Annotated in this window: 25 protein-coding genes; 18 read left to right on the top strand and 7 right to left on the bottom strand. The window is 67.9% G+C overall.

The window, feature by feature from the left end; all coding sequences use genetic code 11:
• Positions 1–75: 75 nt before the first annotated feature.
• The 3 genes from ASF52_RS16505 to hemB form a co-directional block, all read right to left on the bottom strand.
• Positions 76–558, bottom strand: a complete 483-nt coding sequence (locus tag ASF52_RS16505) for an RDD family protein (protein ID WP_056174354.1) — start codon at positions 556–558, stop codon at positions 76–78.
• A gap of 89 nt (positions 559–647) precedes the next feature.
• Positions 648–1,022, bottom strand: a complete 375-nt coding sequence (locus ASF52_RS16510) for a hypothetical protein (protein ID WP_056174356.1) — start codon at positions 1,020–1,022, stop codon at positions 648–650.
• On the bottom strand, positions 1,019–2,077 hold the full coding sequence (gene hemB / locus ASF52_RS16515) for a porphobilinogen synthase (protein ID WP_056174358.1): 1,059 nt from the start codon (positions 2,075–2,077) through the stop codon (positions 1,019–1,021). Before hemB ends, ASF52_RS16510 begins: the two co-directional genes overlap by 4 nt.
• 194 nt (positions 2,078–2,271) lie before the next feature.
• Between hemB and ASF52_RS16520 the strand changes: the two genes are divergently transcribed.
• The 3 genes from ASF52_RS16520 (at position 2,272) to ldtR (ending at position 4,494) form a co-directional block, all read left to right on the top strand.
• Positions 2,272–3,336, top strand: a complete 1,065-nt coding sequence (locus tag ASF52_RS16520) for an enoyl-CoA hydratase/isomerase family protein (RefSeq protein ID WP_056174360.1) — start codon at positions 2,272–2,274, stop codon at positions 3,334–3,336.
• Between the two features lie 13 nt (positions 3,337–3,349).
• A complete protein-coding gene (locus ASF52_RS16525) occupies positions 3,350–3,817 on the top strand; it encodes a DUF6163 family protein (RefSeq protein ID WP_056174363.1) in 468 nt (155 codons plus the stop codon).
• A gap of 164 nt (positions 3,818–3,981) precedes the next feature.
• Complete coding sequence (gene ldtR, locus ASF52_RS16530) at positions 3,982–4,494, top strand: transcriptional regulator LdtR (protein WP_056174365.1); 513 nt, start codon at positions 3,982–3,984, stop codon at positions 4,492–4,494.
• Between the two features lie 139 nt (positions 4,495–4,633).
• Here the strand turns inward: ldtR and pqqA (ASF52_RS16535) are convergent, their stop codons facing one another.
• Entirely contained in the window at positions 4,634–4,723 is a 90-nt protein-coding gene (gene pqqA / locus ASF52_RS16535) for a pyrroloquinoline quinone precursor peptide PqqA (RefSeq protein WP_056092902.1), read from the bottom strand.
• Positions 4,724–4,783: 60 nt separating this feature from the next.
• The gene (gene pqqA / locus ASF52_RS16540) at positions 4,784–4,873 is read right to left on the bottom strand and encodes a pyrroloquinoline quinone precursor peptide PqqA (RefSeq protein ID WP_055952695.1); all 90 of its coding nucleotides are present in this window, start codon (positions 4,871–4,873) and stop codon (positions 4,784–4,786) included.
• A 523-nt stretch (positions 4,874–5,396) separates the two neighbouring features.
• On the opposite strand from pqqA (ASF52_RS16540), the gene mgtE reads away from it, so the two are divergent.
• The 13 genes from mgtE to ASF52_RS16605 all read left to right on the top strand — a co-directional run bounded on the left by mgtE (position 5,397) and on the right by ASF52_RS16605 (position 17,151).
• A complete protein-coding gene (gene mgtE / locus ASF52_RS16545; protein ID WP_056174367.1) occupies positions 5,397–6,767 on the top strand; it encodes a magnesium transporter in 1,371 nt (456 codons plus the stop codon).
• Between the two features lie 241 nt (positions 6,768–7,008).
• On the top strand, positions 7,009–7,551 hold the full coding sequence (gene petA, locus ASF52_RS16550; RefSeq protein ID WP_056174967.1) for a ubiquinol-cytochrome c reductase iron-sulfur subunit: 543 nt from the start codon (positions 7,009–7,011) through the stop codon (positions 7,549–7,551).
• Positions 7,552–7,599: 48 nt separating this feature from the next.
• Positions 7,600–8,886 (top strand): cytochrome b, encoded by a 1,287-nt coding sequence (locus ASF52_RS16555; protein WP_056174369.1) that lies wholly within the window; start codon positions 7,600–7,602, stop codon positions 8,884–8,886.
• A gap of 22 nt (positions 8,887–8,908) precedes the next feature.
• A complete protein-coding gene (locus tag ASF52_RS16560; protein ID WP_056174371.1) occupies positions 8,909–9,805 on the top strand; it encodes a cytochrome c1 in 897 nt (298 codons plus the stop codon).
• A 107-nt stretch (positions 9,806–9,912) separates the two neighbouring features.
• Positions 9,913–10,788 (top strand): S-methyl-5'-thioadenosine phosphorylase, encoded by an 876-nt coding sequence (locus ASF52_RS16565; protein WP_056174373.1) that lies wholly within the window; start codon positions 9,913–9,915, stop codon positions 10,786–10,788.
• A 137-nt stretch (positions 10,789–10,925) separates the two neighbouring features.
• Entirely contained in the window at positions 10,926–11,513 is a 588-nt protein-coding gene (gene hisB, locus ASF52_RS16570) for an imidazoleglycerol-phosphate dehydratase HisB (RefSeq protein ID WP_056174374.1), read from the top strand.
• Positions 11,514–11,541: 28 nt separating this feature from the next.
• Entirely contained in the window at positions 11,542–12,027 is a 486-nt protein-coding gene (locus ASF52_RS16575; RefSeq protein ID WP_056174377.1) for a DUF2628 domain-containing protein, read from the top strand.
• Positions 12,024–12,686: an imidazole glycerol phosphate synthase subunit HisH gene (gene hisH / locus ASF52_RS16580; RefSeq protein WP_056174379.1), complete on the top strand. Its 663-nt coding sequence runs from the start codon at positions 12,024–12,026 to the stop codon at positions 12,684–12,686. Before ASF52_RS16575 ends, hisH begins: the two co-directional genes overlap by 4 nt.
• Positions 12,687–12,733: 47 nt before the next feature.
• The gene (gene hisA / locus ASF52_RS16585; protein WP_056174970.1) at positions 12,734–13,480 is read left to right on the top strand and encodes a 1-(5-phosphoribosyl)-5-[(5-phosphoribosylamino)methylideneamino]imidazole-4-carboxamide isomerase; all 747 of its coding nucleotides are present in this window, start codon (positions 12,734–12,736) and stop codon (positions 13,478–13,480) included.
• Positions 13,481–13,503: 23 nt separating this feature from the next.
• Complete coding sequence (hisF, locus tag ASF52_RS16590) at positions 13,504–14,280, top strand: imidazole glycerol phosphate synthase subunit HisF (protein WP_056174381.1); 777 nt, start codon at positions 13,504–13,506, stop codon at positions 14,278–14,280.
• Positions 14,281–14,377: 97 nt separating this feature from the next.
• Positions 14,378–14,701, top strand: coding sequence for a phosphoribosyl-ATP diphosphatase (locus tag ASF52_RS16595; RefSeq protein ID WP_056174383.1), 324 nt, complete (start codon positions 14,378–14,380; stop codon positions 14,699–14,701).
• Positions 14,698–15,717 (top strand): type I pantothenate kinase, encoded by a 1,020-nt coding sequence (coaA, locus tag ASF52_RS16600; RefSeq protein ID WP_056174385.1) that lies wholly within the window; start codon positions 14,698–14,700, stop codon positions 15,715–15,717. The genes ASF52_RS16595 and coaA overlap by 4 nt, the downstream gene beginning before the upstream one ends.
• Positions 15,718–15,891: 174 nt before the next feature.
• The gene (locus ASF52_RS16605; protein WP_056174972.1) at positions 15,892–17,151 is read left to right on the top strand and encodes a hemolysin family protein; all 1,260 of its coding nucleotides are present in this window, start codon (positions 15,892–15,894) and stop codon (positions 17,149–17,151) included.
• Positions 17,152–17,163: 12 nt separating this feature from the next.
• Here the strand turns inward: ASF52_RS16605 and thpR are convergent, their stop codons facing one another.
• Together thpR and ASF52_RS16615 are read right to left on the bottom strand one after the other, a co-directional pair.
• Positions 17,164–17,706 carry an RNA 2',3'-cyclic phosphodiesterase gene (gene thpR / locus ASF52_RS16610; RefSeq protein ID WP_056174387.1) on the bottom strand — a complete coding sequence of 181 codons (543 nt, stop codon included), beginning with the start codon at positions 17,704–17,706 and terminating at the stop codon, positions 17,164–17,166.
• Positions 17,706–18,335 carry an arylesterase gene (locus tag ASF52_RS16615; protein WP_056174975.1) on the bottom strand — a complete coding sequence of 210 codons (630 nt, stop codon included), beginning with the start codon at positions 18,333–18,335 and terminating at the stop codon, positions 17,706–17,708. The genes thpR and ASF52_RS16615 overlap by 1 nt, the downstream gene beginning before the upstream one ends.
• A gap of 182 nt (positions 18,336–18,517) precedes the next feature.
• Between ASF52_RS16615 and ASF52_RS16620 the strand changes: the two genes are divergently transcribed.
• Both ASF52_RS16620 and ASF52_RS16625 read left to right on the top strand, forming a co-directional pair.
• Positions 18,518–19,237 carry an ABC transporter ATP-binding protein gene (locus tag ASF52_RS16620; protein ID WP_056174979.1) on the top strand — a complete coding sequence of 240 codons (720 nt, stop codon included), beginning with the start codon at positions 18,518–18,520 and terminating at the stop codon, positions 19,235–19,237.
• 2 nt (positions 19,238–19,239) lie between these two features.
• Entirely contained in the window at positions 19,240–21,822 is a 2,583-nt protein-coding gene (locus ASF52_RS16625) for an ABC transporter permease (RefSeq protein ID WP_056174389.1), read from the top strand.
• Positions 21,823–21,879: the final 57 nt, after the last annotated feature.

The following is a 21,879-nucleotide window of genomic DNA, read 5'->3' on the forward strand; positions in this document are numbered from 1 at the left end:
ATGCGCCCCGAACGTCGAGTGTATCGACAACATCGGCCGGCTCAACACCCGGAAACGCTCCCGCGCGGAATTTCCTCAGGCCGGACGCACCACGGCGAGGCCGAGGAGGATGTCATGGCCGAGCCGGCGGTCGGGACGCACCAGACCGACGACGATGTCGAGGGCCCAGAGCAGAAAGGTCGAGATCGCCACGTAGAACAGCAGGGCATGGATCGCCGCCGTGATCATATCCACCCGCGTGCCCGTCTGGTTGACCACGCGCAGGCCCATCATCCGCATGCCCCAGGTGCCCTGGCCGGCGCCGCCGACCGTCACGGCGCTGTAGAGGATGCCGCTCGCCGGCAGCACCGCGAACAAGGTCCAGCCGAGGCCGAACGTGAGGGCGCCCACGACGGTGATCAGGAGGGTCAGGAGGGCCGTGAACCCGAAGATGAACAGGATGTCGAGCAGGTAGGCGACCGCGCGTGCGCCGAGGCTCGCCCGCACCACAGGCAGAGCCATGGGTGAGCCATAGGGGGTCTCGGGGCGGGTGGCGTAACCGGTGGGGGAGTCAAGCATGAGGCGCTCCTCGGGCGGGGCGGCGTTCGGTGATTTCCAAGTGGGCGCGGGACTACCGAATCTCAAGATCAACCGGTCCGAGAGACGTGTCAGGGAGCCGACGCCCCTGGATCGGCGGCGGCGGCCTCCGGCGTGTTCAAGTAATACTGCTTCAGCAGGTAGAGCGCTGCGCCGTTCAGGGGTCCATGCTCGGTGATGACGGTCAGGAGTTCGGCCCCCTGTCCGAAGCCGCACACGATCCAGCGCTGGCGCGCGGCCTGGGTGGCCTGCCCGGTGACGGCGTAATCGACCCGGAGATCGGCGGGCGTCGGCCCGCTGCCGACCCGCAGGATCTTCGGAACGGTGCCCTGTGGCGCCAGGGCCGGGACCGCCCGGCGGCAGAGGGTGGCCCGCTGCCGGTCGACGGAACTCTCGCAGGCCGCGAGAAGAGCGAGAGCGGCGAGTCCGAAGCCGACCCGTCTCACGCCCCGGCGCGCAGCCGCTCGGCCACGCGGGGCGCGTAATACGTCAGCACGCCATCGGCACCCGCGCGCTTGAACGCCAGCAGGCTCTCGACCATGGCGCGCTCGCCGTCGAGCCAGCCGTTGCGGGCCGCAGCCTCGATCATCGCGTACTCGCCCGACACCTGATAGGCGAAGGTGGGCACCCCAAATTCGTCCTTCACCCGCCGGATGATGTCGAGGTAGGGCAGACCGGGCTTCACCATCACCGAATCGGCCCCCTCCGCGAGATCGAGGGCGACCTCGCGTAGCGCCTCGGACGAGTTGCCCGGATCCATCTGGTAGGTACGCTTGTCGCCGATCAGGGCCGCCTGGGTGCCGATGGCATCGCGGAAGGGGCCGTAGAAGGCGGAGGCGTATTTCGCCGCGTAGGCCATGATCTGAACATCGCGGAATCCCGCCCGGTCGAGACCGGCCCGGATGGCGCCGACGCGCCCGTCCATCATGTCGGACGGTGCGATGATGTCCGCCCCCGCCTCCGCTTGGATCAGGCTTTGCTCGACGAGGAGCGCCACGGTCTCGTCGTTGAGGATGGCGCCGTCCTGAAGGAGGCCGTCGTGACCGTGGCTTGTGTAGGGATCGAGGGCGACATCGGTCATCAGGCCGAGCTCGGGCACCGCCTTCTTGACCGCCCGCACGGCCCGGCACACGAGGTTGTCCCGGTTGAGGGATTCGGACCCCGTGGGGTCGCGCAGGCTCGGCTCGGTGTAGGGAAAGAACGAGATCGCCGGGATGCCGAGCCGCGCGGCCCCCTCGGCCGCGCGCACGATCTCGTCGACGCTGAGCCGCTCGACGCCCGGCATCGACGCGATGGGCTCGCGCCGGCCGGAGCCTTCGATGACGAAGAGCGGCCAGATCAGGTCGTCCACCGTGAGGGTATGTTCGCGCACGAGGCGGCGCGACCACGCGGCCTTGCGGTTGCGGCGCGGGCGCTGGGTGATGCCGAGGCCCGTGGGGCGGGCGCTCTCCGCCGCGGCTTCGACGGCGAGGGGACGCGGGGTCGGCAATTCGTCGGGCATGGGCTTTGGAACTCGGGCTTTGCAACTCGCGGCGTCGCCGGAACGCGGGGTCAGCCGGACTACCACATCCGCAAAAGCCTCCGAAACCCGGCCCATTGCCACAAGCGCGATCGGCACGCGGTTTCACCCGGCGATTGACGCACAGGGCCGAAACTCCGTTAAAGCGACCCGACCGGAAACAGAGAAGGCGGACGATGGCGGGCGAAGGCGAGGCGGACATTCTGTTCGAGCGGCACGGGGCGGTAGGCCTCGTGACCCTGAATCGACCGCGCGCCCTCAATGCCCTGACGCTCGACATGATCCGGGCGATGCATGCGCAGTTGAGCGTCTGGGAGACCGACGACGCCGTCACCAGGATCGTCCTGCGCGGCGCCGGCAAACGCGCTTTCTGTGCCGGCGGCGACGTACGCGCCGTCTACACCTCCGCCAAAGCCGGGGGACACACGGAGGTCGATGCCTTCTGGCACGGCGAGTACGGCCTCGACGGCTTCATCCAATCCTACCCGAAGCCCATCGTCTCCCTCATCGGGGGACTCGTCATGGGCGGCGGCAACGGGCTTTCCGTCCATGGCAGCCACCGGGTCGCTTCGGACGGGTACGGCTTCGCCATGCCGGAAGTCGGCATCGGCTTCTTCCCCGATGTCGGCATGACCTACGTTCTGCCGCGCCTGCCCGGCCGGACCGGAACCTACCTTGCGCTCACCGGAGCGACCATCGGGGCTGGCGACGCCCTCGCCCTCGGCCTCGCCACCCACCATGTCCGCGCGGACGGGTTCGATGCCATCGTGTCAGCGCTCGGCGAGGGAGACAGTATCGATGCGGTCCTCGGGGCGCACGCGGATGCGCCGCCTCCCACGGGACCGATGGTCGTCGAGCGCGCCCTCATCGACGCCTGCTTTGGCGCACCGAGCGTGGCCGATATCCTCGCCCGTCTCGACGGTGCGGCGGCACAGGGCTCGACCTTCGCGGCGGACACTGCCGCTCTGCTGCGGAGCCGTTCCCCCACCAGCCTGTGCATCGCCCATGCGCAGATGCGGCGCGGCGCGACCCTGAGCTTTGCCGAGTGCATCGCCGCGGAGACCCGGCTCGCCGCGTTCCTGATGCACGGACACGACTTCTTCGAAGGCGTACGCGCCGCTCTCATCGACAAGGACGGCGCGCCGGCCTGGCAGCCGGCCAGCCTCGACGCCGTCGATCACGCGGCCATCGCGCGCGCGTTTGACCCTACCGGCGGCCCTGCGCCGCGAACCGAACCATAGGGATAGACCGGCCGTGCGGAGCTTGACGAAGGTAGGCGCGACGCGGGATGGCCGTGGGCGCGCGAGCGAGGTCGGCGGCGACCGGATCGAGCGTTCGCCGCGCCCGCACCAGACCGGATGGGACGTGGTGCTGGTGTGGTTCATGCGCTTGACCGCCCTGGTCTGGCTCGCAAAGGCGGTGGCGACCTGGGCGTCGATCCTCGACGTGCTGCCGGGCGCGCGGCCCTTCGAGGCCGAGCCGGTGACCCGCCAGACGGTGATCGTCTACTTCGCCGTCATCGACGCCATGGCGGCGGTGGGCCTGTGGCTGACGAGCGCGTGGGGCGGCGTGGTGTGGCTACTCGCGGCCAGCAGTGCCCTGACGCTCGCAATCCTCACACCGCATCTACTGCCGATGTCGGTGCCTTATCTTGGACTTCAGGCAAGCATCGTGGTGATCTACTTCATCTTGTCCTGGCTGGCCGCGCGGGAAATCCGGTAAACGAGACCTTACGACAATCACTTCATCTTGCATTTACCGACAGAGGTAAATCGCAAATTCATCCTATCGCTTAAACCGTCTTTCATCCGTGGCGCCTAGGTTGGGTTCATGAGCGGTGGCAACGAACACCGGCCCTGCACCCCGAACATCTGACGAGGCCCGCGATGAAGTCCCAGGCAGCCAAGGTTATCGACACCAATACTGCTTCCGAAGCCGGCTCCGTCCACGGCTCGTACCTCGAAGCCCTCCACCTCGTCGAGCGCCTGCACCGCCGCCTCCTCGACGTGATCAAGGACGAGTTCGAGCGCCGCGATCGTGAGGACGTCAACAGCGTCCAGGCCCTGTTGCTCTACAACATCGGCGACAAGGAGCTCACCGCGAGCGAGCTGCGCACCAAGGGCTACTACCTCGGCTCCAACGTCTCCTACAACGTCAAGAAACTCGTCGAGGCCGGCTACCTCCACCATGCCCGCTCGACCACGGACCGCCGCTCCGTTCGCATCAGCCTGACCGACAAGGGCCGGCAGATCCACGACATCATCCAGAGCCTCTACGACAAGCACGCCCGCACCATCCAGCCCATCGGCGGCATCTCGGACGACGATTTCGGCCGGATGAACGTGGCTCTGAGCCGGCTCGAGCGTTTCTGGACCGACCAGATCCGCTACCGCCTCTAGGCGAGACCCCGCGGACGCTGCAAGAGACACGAAAAGGCCCGGACCGCATACGGTCCGGGCCTTTTCGTCATGGCGTCCGACGCAATGAAAAAGGGGTGCCGCTTTCTCGAGCGGCACCCCCTTCCGGGCGACGACCTTCTTAGTTGAAGGTGTCGATCTCGGCGGACTCGTAGCTGGTGACTTCCATGCCGACGCAGATTTCCTGGACGATGGGGGCAGACCACTTCATGGTGTTTCTCCTAGTTGAGGTTGGGCGGGTTTAGCTGACACCCCGAGGGGCGCCGATCCCTCAGTTGAAGGGATCGATTTCTGCCGACTCGTAGCTGGTGACTTCCATGCCGACGCAGATCTCTTGAACGACGGGGGCGGACCACTTCATGGCTGAACTCCTTCGTGTTCGACGCCCTTGATATGCCGTTACATTGGGCGCAATACAAGTGGGCGCTACACTTATATTTCTCATAGATCGAGACCGGGAGCCCTGGGATCGCCCAGCCCGCCGGCGAAGCGGCAGCCCCGGCGATATGGTGCCACAATGATGCGCGTCCCTGTCCGCGATCCGCGGCCAAATCGCATCGCAACCGGTTCCGGTGAGATTGTATCTCGGTCGAAAGTGTTGGAGCGCCTCGCATCTTCGGCTTGACGGCTGGGGCTCGCGGGCGCACTCACGCGCCGCCCACCGGTCGTGCCGGGACGCGCGACTCGTCGCATCCCGGCCGAGCTGATCGGGCACTCCTTCAAGCCAGCCAATGCCCAGCGACACTCCACGACGATCTTCCGCGCCCTGCGCGGCCGCGAGCGGGGTCTCCCCAGAATCCTGAACGGGATCCGGGGCGGCTCACCGACCCTGGTCGTCCAGGGCTGTGTGCCCTTGGCCGTGCGCCCCCGCGCGAGGTGAGCCCATGAACGCGATCCTTTTCGCTCCACCCAACGTCGACCCCTCGGTGCTCGCCGCCCGCCTGTCCGACGAGCGCGCGCCCGACATCGTCGAGGCCCTGAACGAAGAGGCGCCCGAAGTCGCCGCCGCGATTCTGTTGGGGCTGCCGCACGACCGCGCCGTCGAGGTTCTCGATCAACCCGAACTCGACTGCGCCGCCGACATCATCGAGATGCTGCCGCGCGACCGCGTCGCCTCCTACCTCTCGGGCATGTCGGCCGACCGCATCACCGACATCTTCCGCGAGATCGAGGAGCCCGGACGCTCGGACCTGCGCGCGCGTCTCGACGCAGAGACGCGCGGCGCCGTCGACCGCCTCAGTGCCTACGGCGAGGAGAGCGTCGGCTCGCTGATGACCACCGAATTCGTCACCGTGCCGGGCGACTGGACGATCGGGCAGACCCTCGACCACGTTCGCCACGTCGAGAAGACCCGCGAGACCATCTACGCGATCTTCGTCCTCGATCCGCGCACCCGCGCGCTGACCAAAGCGGTGCCCCTGCGCCGTCTCATCTCGGGCGATCCGCAGGACAATGTGCTGTCCGTCGCCCCTGATCGGCGCCCACTCGCGGTCTCACCAACGGCAAGCCGCGAAGAGGCGGCCCGCCTGATCTCCAAATACGATCTGCTCGCGCTACCCGTCATCGACGCGGTGGGCCACCTTATCGGCATCGTCACCGTGGACGACATGATCGACGCCATGGTCGAGAAGCAGACACAGGACGTGCAGCGCTTCGGCGGCATGGAAGCCCTGCCCGAGCCCTACATGGATATCGGCTTCTTCACGATGATCCGGAAACGGGCCGGCTGGCTCTGTGCCCTGTTCCTCGGCGAGATGATGACCGCCACCGCCATGCAGGGCTTCGAGGGCGAACTCGAGAAGGCCATCGTCCTGACCCTGTTCATCCCCCTCATCATGAGTTCGGGCGGCAATTCGGGCAGTCAGGCGACCTCGCTCCTCATCCGCGCGCTGGCTCTCCGTGAGATCCGCCTGCGCGACTGGTGGCGGGTGGCGGCCCGCGAGTTGCCGACGGGCCTCGTCCTCGGGGCGATCCTCGGCCTCATCGGTATCGTCCGAATCGTCGTGTGGCAGAAGACCGGCCTTTACGATTACGGCGTGCATTGGCCCCTCGTGGCCGCCACCGTCGGCGCGGCGCTGGTCGGCATCGTCACCTTCGGATCGCTGACGGGCTCGATGCTGCCGTTCCTGCTCCAGCGCCTCGGCTTCGACCCGGCGACGGCCTCCGCCCCCTTCGTCGCCACCCTCGTGGATGTGACCGGACTGGTCATCTACTTCTCGATGGCGATGCTGATCCTCAAGGGCACGCTTCTGTGACAAATCCCGTCCGGTGAACTTCCGGTGACGCGGGGTCGCATTGCAAAAAATTGCCGGAGGGTGCTTGCCTCCGGCGGGCTGACTTTCCTTCGAAAGCCTCTAATGTCCCGGCCGGCCAGGGTCCGCTCAACGGGCGGTGGCCGCACCCGTATCCTTGCTCGGAGTCCGACACTTGGCGAACCACTCGGCGACCCCCTTGGCGAACCCCTCGGCGAACCCGGTCGTCAATGCCGACGGGACCGTGCCGGGGACGGACGGCACGCGGCGCGACTTCATGTTCCTCGCTACCGGCGCGGCCCTTGCCGTCGGCGCCGGCGCCCTGGCCTGGCCCTTCGTCGCCTCCATGGCGCCCGATGCGGAGACCATCGCGGCCGGCGCCCCCCTCGAAGTCGACCTGTCGCCGATCCAGGAGGGCCAGATCGTCAACGTATTCTGGCGCGGCAAGCTCATCTTCGTGCGTCACCGGACGGAGAAGGAGATCAAGGAGGCCGCCGCCGTGCCGATGGCCGATCTCATCGATCCGCAGGCCGACGCCGCCCGGGTCAAGGAGGGTCACGCCAAGTGGCTCGTGGTCTACGGCAACTGCACTCATCTGGGTTGCGTGCCGATCGGCCATCAGGGCCAGTACGAGGGTTGGTCGTGCCCCTGCCACGGGTCCCTCTACGACACCTCCGGCCGCGTCCGCCGCGGTCCCGCTCCGACGAACCTGCCGGTCCCGCCCTACGCCTTCGAGACGGACGCGAAGATCCGGATCGGCGAAGAGGGTGGCAAAGCTGCGGCCTGACGAAGGGCGACGGAATTTCATGCAACAGTTTTCGAAGCGGGTAGCCCCATGAGCGCACACGCCAACACCTACGTTCCGAAGAGCCGCGTGGCGAAGTGGTTCGAATCGCGGCTCCCCCTGGTCGGGCTGGTGCATTCGTCGTTCGTCGCCTTCCCGGTGCCACGCAACCTCAACTATTTCTGGACCTTCGGCGCGATCCTCATCGCCATGCTGATGTCGCAGATCGTCACCGGCATCTGGCTGGCGATGCACTACGATCCGTCGGCCGCCAACGCCTTCAATTCCGTCGAGCACATCATGCGTGACGTGAATTACGGCTGGCTCCTGCGCTACATGCACGCCAACGGCGCGTCGATGTTCTTCGTCGCGGTCTACATCCACATGTTCCGGGCGCTGTACTACGGCTCGTACAAGGCCCCGCGCGAGATCCTCTACATCCTCGGCGTGATCATCTATCTGCTGATGATGGCCACCGCCTTCCTCGGCTACACCCTGCCGTGGGGCCAGATGAGCTTCTGGGGCGCCACCGTCATCACCAGCATCCTCGGCGCGATTCCGATCGTCGGCGAGACGGTGCAGAGCCTGCTCTGGGGCGGCTACTCGGTCGGTAGCCCGACCCTCAACCGCTTCTTCTCGCTACACTACCTTCTGCCGTTCATGATCCTCGGCGTCGTCGTGCTCCACGTCTGGGCGCTGCATGTCACCGGACAGAACAATCCCGCCGGCATCCCGATCAAGTCGAGCAAGGATGCGGTCCCGTTCACGCCCTACGCCACCGTGAAGGATGTGTTCGCCACCGTGGTGTTCGGCATCTTCTTCGCCTACTGGATCTTCTACCAGCCGAACTACCTCGGCCACGCCGACAACTACGTCCCGGCCAACGCCGCCGTGACCCCGGCCCACATCGTGCCGGAATGGTACTTCCTGCCGTTCTACGCGATCCTGCGCGCGGTGCCGGACAAGCTCGGCGGCGTGATCCTGATGTTCAGCGCGGTGATCATCCTGGCCTTCGCGCCGTGGCTCGACACCTCGCGGGTGCGCTCGGCCAATTACCGTCCGATCTACCGTCAGTTCTTCTGGCTGTTCGTGGTGGTCACGATCCTGCTCGGCTGGCTCGGCGCCAAGCCGCCGGAGGGTGGCTACGTCATCGCCGCACGCCTGTGCACGGCCTACTACTTCCTTCACTTCCTGGTCGTGATGCCCCTCGTCGGCCTCTTCGAGACACCCGACCGACTGCCGGACTCGATCCTCGAGAGCGTCACCGGTCCGGGCAAGCAGGTCTCCGGGTCCGGCATGCCGGCCGGGGCCACGGCCGCACCGTCGTCCAAGGGTTGAGGGCAGGGGACTTTTGAGAACCATGAAAACGACCCGCCTCCTCGCCGCGACCCTCGTCGCGGCCACCCTCGGCATCACCATGGCTTCGGCGGAAGAGGAGCATGGCGCTCCGCAGCCGGCGCGTCAGACGTGGAGCTTCGCCGGCATGTTCGGCCGGTTCGATCAGGCGCAGTTGCAGCGCGGCTTCCAGGTCTACCGTGAAGTCTGTTCGAGCTGCCACGGCATGAGCCTCGTACGGTTCCGCAACCTTGCGGAGCCGGGCGGACCGGGCTTCAGCGCCAGCCAGGTCAAGGCGCTGGCGGCTGAGTACAAGGTCAAGGAACAGAACGATTCCGGTGAGGATGCCGAGCGCCCCGCCCGGGCCGCCGATGCCTTCCCGTCGCCGTTCCCCAACGAGAAGGCGGCCGCGGCCGCCAATGGCGGCAAGGCGCCGCCGGATTTCTCGGTGCTCGCCAAGGCCCGCACCTTCGAGCGCGGCTTCCCGAAGTTCCTCACCGATGCTCTGCCCGTCGTCGGCTACACCGAACACGGCGTCGACTACATCCATGCCGTGCTCGACGGCTACGAGGACCCGCCGGCCGGCAAGGAAGTTCCGGCGGGCACGTACTACAACAAGTACTATCCTGGACATCTCATCGCGATGCCGAAGCCGTTAAGCGACGGGCAGGTCACCTACGCGAAGACCGACAAGGGCGAGCCGGTGGTACCCGAGACGGTCAGCCAGTACGCCACGGACGTCGCCGCGTTCATGGCCTGGACCGCCGAGCCGCACATGATGGCGCGCAAGGCACTGGGTCTACGGGTGATCCTGTTCCTTATCGTGCTTTCCGGCCTGCTCTACTACGTCAAAAAGAAGATCTGGGCGAAGGTCGGCGGCGAGGTTCACGGCCTCCAGCCGGAACTGCACAAGACCTACTAGCCACGCGCGCCGACCGGGGCTCGACACGAGCCTCGTTCCCACCGAAACACCACAGCGCCGGCGTCCCCCTGGGGGGCGACCGGCGCTCGCTGTATGGAGCCATGAGAATGTCGCAAGCGGTACTCGGCGTGATGGGCGGGTCCGGGGTCTATGATCTGCCGGGTCTGGAAGACGTGCGCGAAGAGGCGGTGCAATCCCCCTGGGGCGAGCCCTCTGATGCGCTCCGCATCGGCCGGATCGGCGAGACCCAGGTGGTGTTCCTCGCCCGCCACGGACGCGGCCACCGCCTGTCGCCCTCCGGCATCAACTACCGCGCCAACATCGACGCCATGAAGCGCGCCGGCGTCACCGACCTCGTGTCGCTCTCGGCCTGCGGCTCGTTCCGCAGCGAACTCCACCCGGGGTTGTTCGTCCTGGTCGACCAGTTCGTCGACCGTACCCATGGCCGCGCGTCCTCGTTCTTCGGTAACGGCTGCGTCGCCCACGTGTCCCTGGCCCACCCCGTCGGCCCGGCCTTGCAGAACCGCATCGCGGAGGCGGCGCAGGCGGAAGAGATCGCGGTCCATCGCGGCGGTACCTACGTCTGCATGGAAGGCCCGCAATTCTCGTCCTACGCCGAATCCACCACCTACAAGGCGCAGGGCTACGACGTGATCGGCATGACCAACATGCCGGAAGCCAAGCTCGCTCGTGAGGCGGAGATCACCTATGCGACCATCGCCATGGTGACGGATTTTGACTGCTGGCATCCGAGCCATGATGCCGTGGACGTCGCTGCCGTGGTCGCCGTCGCGCGTGCCAACGCGGACAAGGCCGCCCGCCTCGTCGCGCGGCTCGCCCGCGACTTTCCACAGGAGCGCGAGGCCTGCCCCATGGGCTCCGACCATGCCCTCGACGGAGCCATCATGACCGCACCGGCCCAGCGCGATCCGGCCCTGCTCGCCAAACTCGACGCCGTCGCGGGCCGGGTATTGAACGGCTGATCCGCCCTCGGGTCCGGGGCGCATTCGATCGAATCGCCCGATGAATCGCGAGCCCGCTCCCTTCACAGGCGGGCCTCGTTGGCTCTAGAAGGCGGGTTCGTTCCCAAGATCCGACGTCACAAGAGCAAATTTCAGGCATGCGCGCCGCCAGTATCGACCGCCGCACGGCGGAGACCGACGTCCACGTCGCGGTCAATCTCGACGGGACCGGCCGCGCCACCATCGCGACGGGCGTCGGCTTTCTCGATCACATGCTAGAATTGCTGGCGCGCCACGCCCTGTTCGACATCGAGGTCCGTGTGACGGGCGACCTCCATGTCGACCAGCACCACACCACCGAGGATGCCGGCATCGCCCTCGGACAGGCCTTCGCCCAGGCGCTCGCCGACAAGCGCGGCATCGCGCGCTACGCGGACATCCACCTGCCCATGGACGAAGCGCTGACACGGGTCGCCGTGGACATCTCCGGGCGGCCGTTCCTCGTCTTCCGCACCGCCTTCCGGGTCGAGAAGATCGGCCAGTTCGACACCGAACTCGTGCGTGAGTGGTTCCAGGCCTTCGCCATGAATGCCGGCATCACCCTCCACATCGAAACGCTGTACGGCGACAACGCCCATCACATCGCCGAAAGCTGCTTCAAGGGTCTGGCCCGCGCCTTGCGGCAGGCCGTCTCCATCGATCCGCGCGAGGGCGGCCGCGTCCCCTCGACCAAGGGCTCGCTCTGACCGGTCAGGTCGCAGGAGAGGACACGCCATGCGCACCTACACGCTGCACCTTGACCGGGACGCCCAGACGGGTGAGGCCCATGGTCTCGAGCGCGCGCATCTCGTGCCCGATGGCTTCTCGTGGACGGCCTTCGCCTTCGGACCGCTGTGGTTTCTGTTTCATCGGCTGTGGCTGGCGGCGCTCGGCGTCTTGGTCCTCCTCGTCGCCACGGCCTATCTCGGCCGCATGGCCGCCCTGAACCCATTCGCCGGCCTGGTGGTCACCCTGCTGGTGCTGCTTCTGATCGGGCTGGAAGCCTCGTCCCTCCGTCGCTGGACCTACGCCCGCAGGGGCCGACCCGTGCGTGACGCCGTCCTGGCCGCAAGCTTGGAAGAGGCCGAGATGAAGGCCGCGAACCGTTGGTTCGACGGTGTCGTCCCGCCGCGTCCGGCGCCGGTCCCTTACGCGAACGTCACCTCCCGCCCGAGCGAGGTCGCCATCGGGATGTTCCCCACGAGTGAGGGCCGGCGGTGAGCGGACAAACCGTCGCGATCATCGATTACGGCTCGGGCAACCTGCATTCGGCGGCGAAGGCCTTCGAACGCGCCGCCCGAGAAGCTGGCCTCGACGACACCCGCATCGTGTTGACCTCGCAAGCCGAGATCGTCGCGGGCGCCGACCGCGTCGTGCTGCCGGGCGTGGGCGCCTATGCCGATTGCCGCGCCGGCCTCGACGCCGTGCCGGGCATGGTCGATGCCATGACACATGCGGCCAAGGTCCGCGCCCGACCGTTCCTCGGTATATGCGTCGGCATGCAGCTCTTGGCGACACGGGGGCTCGAATACGCCACCACGCCCGGGCTCGATTGGATCTCCGGCGATGTCGGCCCGATCCGCCCGTCCGATCCGGCGCTGAAGGTGCCGCACATGGGTTGGAACACCTTGGCGCCCGACCGCGACCACCCCCTGCTGTCCGGTATTCCCCTCGGCGAGAACGGCCTGCACGCCTATTTCGTCCACAGCTTCGCATTGCATCCGGCGCAGGCGTCCGACACCGTCGCCCACAGTGATTACGGCGGCCCGGTGACCGCCATGGTGGCACGGGACAACATCGCCGGCACCCAGTTCCATCCCGAGAAGAGCCAGCACCTCGGCCTTGCCCTTCTGGCGAACTTTCTGGCGTGGCGTCCCTGATCGGGGACCGCCCTCATCCACCGAACGATTCGAAAGCGAACCGACGCGTGATCCTGTTTCCGGCCATCGATCTCAAGGAAGGGCGCTGCGTTCGCCTCGTACAGGGCGACATGGCCCAGGCCATCGTGTTCAGCGACGATCCGGCCGCCCAGGCGGCCGTCTTCGAGGAGCAGGGTTTCCCATGGCTCCACGTGGTCGACCTCGACGGGGCGTTCGCCGGCGCGCCGATGAACGCCGACGCCGTGGATGCGATCCTCGCCCGGACCAAGCTGCCTGTGCAGCTCGGCGGCGGCATCCGCGAAATGAAGACCCTGGAGGCCTGGCTCGCCAAGGGCGTCAGCCGGGTCATCATCGGAACGGCGGCCGTGCGCGATCCCGCTTTCGTCCATGAGGCGGCCCGGCTCTATCCGGGCAGGATCGCCGTCGGCATCGACGCCAAGGACGGCCGCGTCGCCGTCGAGGGGTGGGCCACCACCTCCAGCATGACCGCGGAGGAACTCGGGCGCCGGTTCGAGGATGCCGGCGTCGCGGCGCTCATCTACACGGACATCGCCCGCGACGGCATCCTCAAGGGCCTCAACATCGAGATGACCCTCGGCCTTGCCCGCGCCGTGACGATTCCGGTGATCGCCTCCGGAGGCCTCGCCTCCATCGACGATGTCCACCGCATCCTCGAGCCGGATTGCGCTCTGCTCGCGGGGGCCATCACCGGCCGTGCGCTCTACGATGGCCGGATCGACCCGCGCGAGGCCCTGGCCGCCATCGCGAAGGCCAAGGGAAGATCGGCGGCCTGACCGCACCGTCAGGAGGGACGCCCATGCTCAAGACCCGCATCATCCCCTGCCTCGACGTCAAGGACGGCCGGGTGGTGAAGGGCGTCCAGTTCCTCGAACTGCGCGACGCCGGCGATCCCGTCGAAGCGGCGAAGGCCTATGATGCGGCCGGAGCCGACGAGCTCTGCTTCCTCGACATCACCGCGAGCCATGAGGATCGGGGCACGCTCCTCGACGTCGTCAGCCGCACGGCCGAAGCCTGCTTCATGCCCCTCACCGTCGGCGGCGGCATCCGCACGGTGACCGACATCCGCACCCTGCTGCTGGCCGGGGCCGACAAGGTCTCCATCAACACGGCCGCCGTCAACGACCCCGATTTCGTCGCACGCGGGGCGGAAAAATTCGGCAGCCAGTGCATCGTCGTCGCCATCGACGCCAAGCGTACGTCGGCTCCAGGCGAACCCGACGCCTGGCAGATCTTCACCCATGGCGGCCGCAAGCCCACGGGGCTCGACGCCATCGCGTTCGCCCGCACGGTGACGGCCCTCGGGGCCGGCGAACTCCTGGTCACCTCCATGGACCGCGATGGGATGCGCTCGGGCTACGATCTCGCCCTGACCCGTGCCATCGCGGATGCCGTGAGCGTGCCGGTGATCGCGTCCGGCGGCGTCGGCAGCCTCGACGACCTCGTGGCCGGAGTGCGCGACGGCCATGCCAGCGCGGTCCTGGCCGCTTCGATCTTCCATTTCGGGCAGCACAGCGTCGGTGAGGCCAAGGCCCATATGGCGGCGGCAGGTCTTTCCATGCGCCGCGACGCTTGACGCGAGGCCTGGAAGCGGCTCTTGCCGCATGATCAGGAATGCAACCGCCCGCCGTCGGGTGGAACGATAAGTCCGGCCCGCCGGAATCCAGGACCGTATGACCCAGTTCACCCTCGCCGATCTGGACGCCCTCGTCGCGGCCCGCGCCGCGGCCCCGGCCGACCAATCCTACACCGCCAAGCTCCTCGCTGGCGGGCCGGCCAAGCCCGCCAAGAAACTCGGCGAGGAAGCCGTCGAGGCGGCCATCGCTGCGGTGCAGGGCGACCACGCCGGTCTCGTGAGCGAGGCGGCGGACGTGCTCTATCACCTCGTCGTGCTGCTGCGGGCCGGTGGCGTCGCCCTCGACGAAGTCATGGCCGAGCTGGAACGGCGCACCGCACAGAGCGGGATCGCCGAGAAGGCGGCCCGGAGGCACACGTGAGCGAGAATGCTGCCGTGGGGCCCTCGCCTGAGCGTGATCCGGCCGTTGGGCAGGACCCCGTCACCGGCTTCGGTCCCGAGCGGCTCTCGCCCTACCGCCTCTTCACCCGCGAGGAATGGGCGCAGCTGCGCGCCGACACGCCCCTCACACTCACCGCCGAGGACGTGACCCGCCTGCAATCCCTCAACGATCCGATCTCGGTGGAGGAGGTCGAGGCGATCTACCTGCCGCTGTCGCGCCTGCTCTCCCTCTACGTCGCGGCGACGCAAGGCCTGTTCAAGGCGACCCAGCGCTTCCTCATGGCCGAGCGCGAGGCCAAGGTCCCGTACATCATCGGGGTCGCCGGTTCGGTCGCGGTCGGCAAGTCCACCACCGCCCGGGTGCTGAAAGCCCTGCTGGCACGCTGGCCCAATACGCCGAAGGTCGACCTCATCACCACCGACGGCTTCCTGCTGCCCAACGCCGAGCTGAAGGCCATGGGCGCCATGGAGCGCAAGGGCTTCCCGGAGAGCTACGACACCGCAGCACTCCTGCGCTTCCTCACGGATATCAAGGCGGGCAAGAAACGTGTCGCCGCCCCGCTCTACTCGCACCTCGTCTATGACGTCGTACCGGGCGAGGAACGGGTTGTGGAATCCCCCGACATCCTCATCGTCGAGGGCCTCAACGTCCTCCAACCGGCGCGCCTGCCCCGCGACGGCACCGCGATTCCGTTCGTCTCCGACTTCTTCGACTTCTCGATCTACCTCGACGGCCACGAGGACGACCTCCACCGCTGGTACGTCAACCGCTTCCTGCGCCTACGCCAGACCGCGTTCCGCGATCCACTGTCCTACTTCCGGCGCTACGCCGAGGTTACGGAGGCCGAAGCCCTGGAGATCGCCGACAATCTCTGGACGACCATCAATTTGCCGAATCTCCGCGACAATATCCTTCCGACCCGCCAGCGTGCGAGCCTGATCCTCGCCAAGGGCGCCAGCCACCGCATCGAGACCGTGGCACTGCGCCGCCTGTAGGGTCGGCACCCGGGGGAGCTACCGTGCCTCATATTGCTGCGGGTGGACTGTCCGGGGCGATTGGCCCCGTGCGGCACAAATGTTAGATCTCCCGCCACGACCCGAGCGGTGGAGACGACGATTTCCGATCAAGTGTGGGCAACCGGCCTCGGCCTTGTTGCCGTCCTCGTCCTCGTGCTGGCCAACGGGTTCTTCGTGGCCGCCGAGTTCGCCCTCGTTTCCGTCCGCAGGAGCAGGGTGACTGAACTGGTCACCGAGCGCCGGACCAACGCCACCGCCCTGCAGCGCGCCACCGATCAGCTCGATGCGCATCTGGCCGCGACGCAGCTCGGCATCACCATCTCGTCCCTGGCGCTCGGCTGGGTCGGCGAGCCGGCGTTGGCCCACCTCATCGAACCCGCTCTGTTCTGGCTGCCGGACTCCGTAAGCGCGGTGGCCGCCCACACCATCGCGGTCGCGATCTCGTTCGTCATCATCACCGCGCTGCACATCGTTCTCGGCGAACTCGCTCCGAAGAGCCTCGCCCTTCAGCGCAGCGAGCGCACGGCGCTGGCCGTGGTGCGGCCCCTCAGCCTGTTCCTGTTCATCTTCCGTCCGGCGATCCTGTTCCTCAACGGGCTCGGCAACGGCGTCGTGCGCCTGTGCGGCCTCAAGGCCGGGCATGGCGAGGGGTCGCTGCATTCGACGGCGGAACTGAACCTCCTGATCCAGGCGAGCCAGGAGGCGGGCCTCATCCGCGAGGCGCAGCAGGAGGCGGTGGAGCGCATCTTCTCCATCGGCGAGCGCAAGGTGCGGGACATCATCACCCCCCGTCACGAGGTCGAATGGGTCGATGCCGACGACGACCGCGAGGCGATCCTGAAGGCCGTGCGCGAGTGCGACCACGCCCAGATCGTGGTCAGCCGAACGCAGGTCGACGAGATCGTCGGTGTGGTGCGCAAGCAGGACCTCCTCAATCAGGTTCTCGATGGGAACGCCATCGACGTTCTGGCCGCGACCCAGCCGCCCATCGTGGTGCACGAGAGCCTGTCGATCCTGGCGGTCCTGGAGATCTTCCAGGCCCAGCCCGTCCGCATGGCCATCGTGGTGGACGAGTACGGCAGCCTGGAGGGCATCGTCACGCAGACCGACCTCCTGGAGGCCATCGCGGGCGACATCCCGGAGATCGGCGACGAGCCGGCGGTGGTCGAGCGCGAGGACGGCTCGCTCCTCATCGACGGGATGATGCCGGCAGGGCAGGCTTTCGAGCGGCTTGCCTTCGCCGAACACCCGGACACAGAGGATTTCGCCACCCTGGCGGGCTTCGTGATCTTCCAGCTCGGGCGCATTCCGTCGGCCGGCGATCATTTCGAAGCCCATGGCTGGCGATTCGAAGTGGTCGACATGGATGGCCGACGCATCGATAAGGTGCTGGCGACACCCCGCCCGGCCTGACCGGCCGGACGATCATCCGTCGAGGGGGTAGGCCGCCTCAACGAGGTAGGGTCCGCCGCCCTTGGAGGCGCGGGCCGAGAACAGAGCCACCCGCTTCACGGTGAAGCGAAGGGGCGGGAAACCGCCCGTTTCCGTCAGATACTGCGCCACCGCGAACGCATCCGCCTGCCGGTTGAGGCGAGCCAATGTCACGTGTGGCGTAAACCGCCGGGTGTCGGGCGCTGCATCCGCATCCCGGGCGATTCGTTCATGCTCGGCCTGAAGTTCAGCAAGGTCCGGATTCGCTGCGACATTCGCCAGGATCGAACGGGGTTTCGCGCCCCCGAACACCCCGAGCCCATCGAGGACGAGATCGAGGGGCGGGCGCGCCCGGGCTTCGACGAGGCCATCGTGGAAGGCTTCCGCCACGGTCTCGTCCACGTCGCCAAGGAACCGAAGGGTGATGTGATAGTCGCCCGGCTCGATCCAGCGTGAGCCCGGCAGGGCGGCGCGCCGCAGGGCCAGCGTTTCGGCGATGTCGGCCGGGATTTCCAGACCGGTGAACAGCCGCGGCATCAGCGGCCCGCGGCCTGTACCCGGTCGAGAAAGGTCTCGACGCTCGGCAGGATGCCGGTGACGATGGTCTCGACACCCTTCGCGTTGGGGTGGAGCTTGTCCTCAAGGTTGTAGGCCTTGTCGCCGGCGATGCCGGCAAGGAAGAACGGGTAAAGGACGAGACCGTGATCCCGGGCGAGGTCCGGATAGATCGCGTCGAAGCGCGCGACGTAGTCCGGCCCGAGATTCGGCGAGGCCCGCATGCCCGCGAGCATCACCGGAATGTTGCGCGCCCTCAGCCGCGTGATGATGGTCTCCAGGGCCTTGCGGGTCACGGCCGGGTCGGTGCCGCGCAGCATGTCGTTGGCGCCGAGCTCCAGGATCACCCCATCAGTTCCGTCGGGCACGGACCAGTCGAGGCGATCGAGACCGCCTGTGGTGGTGTCGCCGGAGACCCCTGCATTGGCGACGGTGACGGCGCGGCCCTTGGCCTGCAACGCCCGCTCCAGCACGGCGGGAAACGCGGCCGAGCCGGGCAGCCGGTAGCCTGCCGTGAGACTGTCGCCGAACGCCACGAGAGTGACGGGCCGCTCGGCCGGGGCGGTCCGTGCCGGGGCTCCAGCCAGTCCGAGTGCGGCAAAGAGTGTCATCAGGACGACCTGCAGAGGGCGGATGTGGCGCCGCGCGACCCAACGGACCATATCGGCGAAACGTGACCGCTCGGCTCCGGGAGCCATTTCGGTGGTACGTGACAATGAGCACCGACGCATTCCGGCTGAACCTCGACCCTGACGCTTTCGACCCCAACTCCCTACAGATCGGTTTCCCATCGATGTCCGGCAAGGCCGACCCCGTCCGCGACCCGCACGCCATCGCCCATGCCATTTCACTGGCTGACCTCGATCTCAGCCTCGGACGCGGCGCGGCGCGCGTCCATGTCCTGCGCGGCATCTCCCTCGATGTCGCAAAGGGCGAGGCGGTGGGCCTCGTCGGTCCCTCGGGTTCCGGCAAGTCGACCCTTCTCATGGTGATGGCGGGCCTCGAACGGCCGGATTCCGGCTCCATCGTGGTGGAGGGCACCGATCTCGGACGGCTCGACGAGGACGCCCTGGCGCGGTTTCGCGGCCGGCGCATCGGCATCGTGTTCCAGGCCTTCCACCTCGTTCCCACCATGACGGCCCTGGAGAACGTGGCCCTGCCCCTCGAACTGGCCGACAAGCCGGACGCCCATGCACGCGCCAAGGCCGAACTCGAGGCGGTCGGCCTTGGCCACCGGCTTCACCATTACCCGGCGCAGCTCTCGGGCGGCGAGCAGCAGCGCGTCGCCATTGCCCGCGCCATCGCGCCGGACCCCGCGATCCTCGTCGCCGACGAACCCACGGGCAACCTCGACGAGGCGACCGGCCGCCAGATCGTCGACCTGCTGTTCGCCCTGAAGCGCGACCGGGGCGCCACCCTGGTCCTCGTCACCCACGATCCGGGCCTGGCCCGACTGTGCGACCGGACCGTGAGCCTGCGCTCTGGCCGGGTCGAAGCGGCCCTGGCGGCCTGACCATGCACGGAACCCTCGTCCCCGCGCAGCCCGCGAAGCGCAATTCCGGCTTGGCCTTTCCTCTGACCCTGCGGCTCGCACTGCGCGAATTGCGCGGCGGTCTCGCGGGCTTTGCCGTGTTCCTCGCCTGTATCGCGCTCGGTGTCGCCGCCATCGCGGGCGTCGCCTCCATCGCCCGGTCTCTCACGGACGGGCTCGGGCGCGAGGGCGCGCGGATCCTCGGCGGGGATCTGACCTACAGCTTGATCAACCGCGAGGCGACGCCGGCCGAGCGCGACGCGTTGACAGCGCAGGGCCGCGTCAGCGTGGTGACGACGCTGCGGGCCATGGCGCTCGCCGGCGACAAGGGCGCGGCGCTGGTTGAACTCAAGGCCGTCGACGACGACTACCCGGCCACTGGGGAACTCGTCACAGATCCAGTCGCTCCCCTGGCCAGCCTGGTGGCCCAGGGGGAGGGGGCCTACGGCGCCGTGGTCGATCCGGTGCTGCTCACCCGCCTCGACCTCAAGATCGGCGACCGTATCACCGTGGCGGGAACGCCCATCGTGCTCCGTGCGACCCTGGTTTCCGAGCCGGACCGCATCGCCAACGGTATCGGCTTCGGCCCCCGGATGCTGGTCTCCCGCGCGGCCCTCGATGCCACGGGCCTGATCCAGCCTGGCAGCCTCAACCGGTGGAGCTACCGCCTTCAGTTGCCGGACGCGAGCGATGCCGACATCGAGCGCCGGGCCGCCGACATCGCGGCCGCCGCGCCCGAGGCCGGCTGGGAGATGCGGGCGCGGTCCAACGCCGATCCGCGTTTCGCCAAGAGCATCGAGCGCTTCACCCAGTTCCTCACCCTGGTGGGTCTCACCGCCCTCATCGTCGGCGGTGTCGGTGTCGCCAACGCGGTGGCGGCCTTCGTCGAGCGCAAGCGCGGTTCCATCGCCACCCTCAAGAGCGTCGGTGCGCCGGGCGGGCAGGTGGTCGCCCTGTACCTGACCCAGGTGATGCTCATCGCCGGCCTCGGCACAGCCATCGGCCTCGGCCTCGGCGCGGGTCTGCCCTTCGTCATCGATGCCCTGTTCCACACGTCCTTGCCACTGCCCCTCAACCCCACTTTGGCGCCGGGCGAACTCGTGCTCGCGGCCGCCTATGGTCTGCTGACCGCACTCACCTTCGCGATCCTGCCCCTGGGTCGCGCCCACGATATCCCGGTCTCCGGGCTGTTCCGCGACGTGGTCGATCCCGGCTCGGTGAAGACACGCCGGCGTTACAAGCTGATCCTCGCTGCGGCCCTCGCGGGACTCGTCGGGCTGGCACTCGCCACGGCCTTCGACCGGCGCCTCGCCCTCATCTTCATCGCCGCGGCCGCCATCGCGTTCGGCCTCCTGCGCATCGTCGCCTTCGGTCTGATGGCGCTGGCCCGGCGTTTGCCGCGCCCGCGCTCGGCCGCGCCCCGGATGGCGCTCGCCAACCTGCACCGGCCCGGCGCGCTCACGCCCGCTATCGTCCTGTCCCTCGGACTCGGAGTGACGCTGCTCGTCACCCTGAGCCTCATCGACGCCAATGTCCGCAACACCCTCAGCAACTCTTTGCCGGCGCGGGCCCCGAACCTGTTCTTCCTCGACATTCCAGCGGCCGATTCGGAGGGTTTCCACGCCTTCCTCGGAACCCAGGCACCGGGGGCCAAGATCGAGCGCGTGCCGATGATGCGCGGGCGCATCACCGCCATCGACGGCGTCCCCGCCGCATCGATCAAGCCGCCGGAGGACGCCGCCTGGGTTCTCGACGGCGACCGGGGCATCACCTACGCGGAGGATATCCCGGAAGGCTCCCGCCTCGTCGCCGGAACCTGGTGGAATGCCGAGGATGCCCGCACGCCGCTGGTCTCTTTCGACGCCGAACTCGCCCGCAGCCTCAACCTCGCCGTCGGCGGCACCGTCACGGTCAACGTGTTGGGCCGGACCCTGACGGCCAAGGTCGCGAACCTGCGCAAGGTCGAGTGGCGGTCCCTCGGCATCAACTTCGTCATGGTGTTCTCGCCCGGCACCTTCCGGGGCGCGCCGCACTCGGACCTCGCCACCCTCACCCTGGCGGGTGGTCCGGACATGAAGGCCGAGGCAATCATCCTGCGCGATGTCGCGCGCGCCTACCCGTCGGTGACCAGCATCCGGGTCAAGGAGGCCCTGGAGGCGGTCAACGATGTCGTGGGCAAGCTCGTGCTCGCCATTCGCGGCGCCAGCGGCATTGCCGTGGTGGCGAGCCTGTTCGTCCTCGCCGGCGCCCTCGCGGCCGGCCACCGCGCCCGGCTCTACGACGCCGTCGTCCTGAAGACCCTCGGTGCCACCCGCGGGCGCCTGCTCGCCGCCTACACTCTGGAATACGGAGCGCTCGGTTTCGCCACGGCGGTGTTCGGGCTGCTGGCCGGTACGCTCGCCGGTTGGGTCATCGTCACCCGAGTGATGAAGCTCGAATTCACCCTCGACCTTACGGGCGCGCTCGTCGCGGCCGCACTCGCCGTGGTGTTCGCCGTCGTGCTCGGGCTTGCCGGCACCTGGCGCATCCTCGGGCAGAAGCCGGCGCCCTATCTACGCCAGTTCTGACGAGCTTGGTTTTAATCCCGAAAAACGCAAATAAAATCAGCCCCCCGGGGGTCGAGA

This window comes from Methylobacterium sp. Leaf112, from assembly GCF_001423295.1.
Classification (GTDB): Bacteria; Pseudomonadota; Alphaproteobacteria; order Rhizobiales; family Beijerinckiaceae; genus Methylobacterium.

Excerpts from the sequence above, each read along its gene's own strand:
- pqqA (WP_055952695.1), bottom strand. The coding sequence starts at position 4,873 with ATGAAGTGGTCCGCCCCCGTCGTTCAAGAGATCTGCGTCGGCATGGAA.
- mgtE (WP_056174367.1), top strand. The coding sequence starts at position 5,397 with ATGAACGCGATCCTTTTCGCTCCACCCAACGTCGACCCCTCGGTGCTC.
- ASF52_RS16565 (WP_056174373.1), top strand. The coding sequence starts at position 9,913 with ATGTCGCAAGCGGTACTCGGCGTGATGGGCGGGTCCGGGGTCTATGAT.
- hisB (WP_056174374.1), top strand. The coding sequence starts at position 10,926 with ATGCGCGCCGCCAGTATCGACCGCCGCACGGCGGAGACCGACGTCCAC.
- ASF52_RS16620 (WP_056174979.1), top strand. The coding sequence starts at position 18,518 with ATGTCCGGCAAGGCCGACCCCGTCCGCGACCCGCACGCCATCGCCCAT.
- ASF52_RS16505 (WP_056174354.1), bottom strand. The coding sequence starts at position 558 with ATGCTTGACTCCCCCACCGGTTACGCCACCCGCCCCGAGACCCCCTAT.
- ASF52_RS16575 (WP_056174377.1), top strand. The coding sequence starts at position 11,542 with ATGCGCACCTACACGCTGCACCTTGACCGGGACGCCCAGACGGGTGAG.
- hisF (WP_056174381.1), top strand. The coding sequence starts at position 13,504 with ATGCTCAAGACCCGCATCATCCCCTGCCTCGACGTCAAGGACGGCCGG.
- hemB (WP_056174358.1), bottom strand. The coding sequence starts at position 2,077 with ATGCCCGACGAATTGCCGACCCCGCGTCCCCTCGCCGTCGAAGCCGCG.
- ASF52_RS16560 (WP_056174371.1), top strand. The coding sequence starts at position 8,909 with ATGAAAACGACCCGCCTCCTCGCCGCGACCCTCGTCGCGGCCACCCTC.
- pqqA (WP_056092902.1), bottom strand. The coding sequence starts at position 4,723 with ATGAAGTGGTCTGCCCCCATCGTCCAGGAAATCTGCGTCGGCATGGAA.
- ASF52_RS16555 (WP_056174369.1), top strand. The coding sequence starts at position 7,600 with ATGAGCGCACACGCCAACACCTACGTTCCGAAGAGCCGCGTGGCGAAG.
- ASF52_RS16520 (WP_056174360.1), top strand. The coding sequence starts at position 2,272 with ATGGCGGGCGAAGGCGAGGCGGACATTCTGTTCGAGCGGCACGGGGCG.
- ASF52_RS16625 (WP_056174389.1), top strand. The coding sequence starts at position 19,240 with ATGCACGGAACCCTCGTCCCCGCGCAGCCCGCGAAGCGCAATTCCGGC.
- ASF52_RS16615 (WP_056174975.1), bottom strand. The coding sequence starts at position 18,335 with ATGACACTCTTTGCCGCACTCGGACTGGCTGGAGCCCCGGCACGGACC.
- ldtR (WP_056174365.1), top strand. The coding sequence starts at position 3,982 with ATGAAGTCCCAGGCAGCCAAGGTTATCGACACCAATACTGCTTCCGAA.
- ASF52_RS16595 (WP_056174383.1), top strand. The coding sequence starts at position 14,378 with ATGACCCAGTTCACCCTCGCCGATCTGGACGCCCTCGTCGCGGCCCGC.
- thpR (WP_056174387.1), bottom strand. The coding sequence starts at position 17,706 with ATGCCGCGGCTGTTCACCGGTCTGGAAATCCCGGCCGACATCGCCGAA.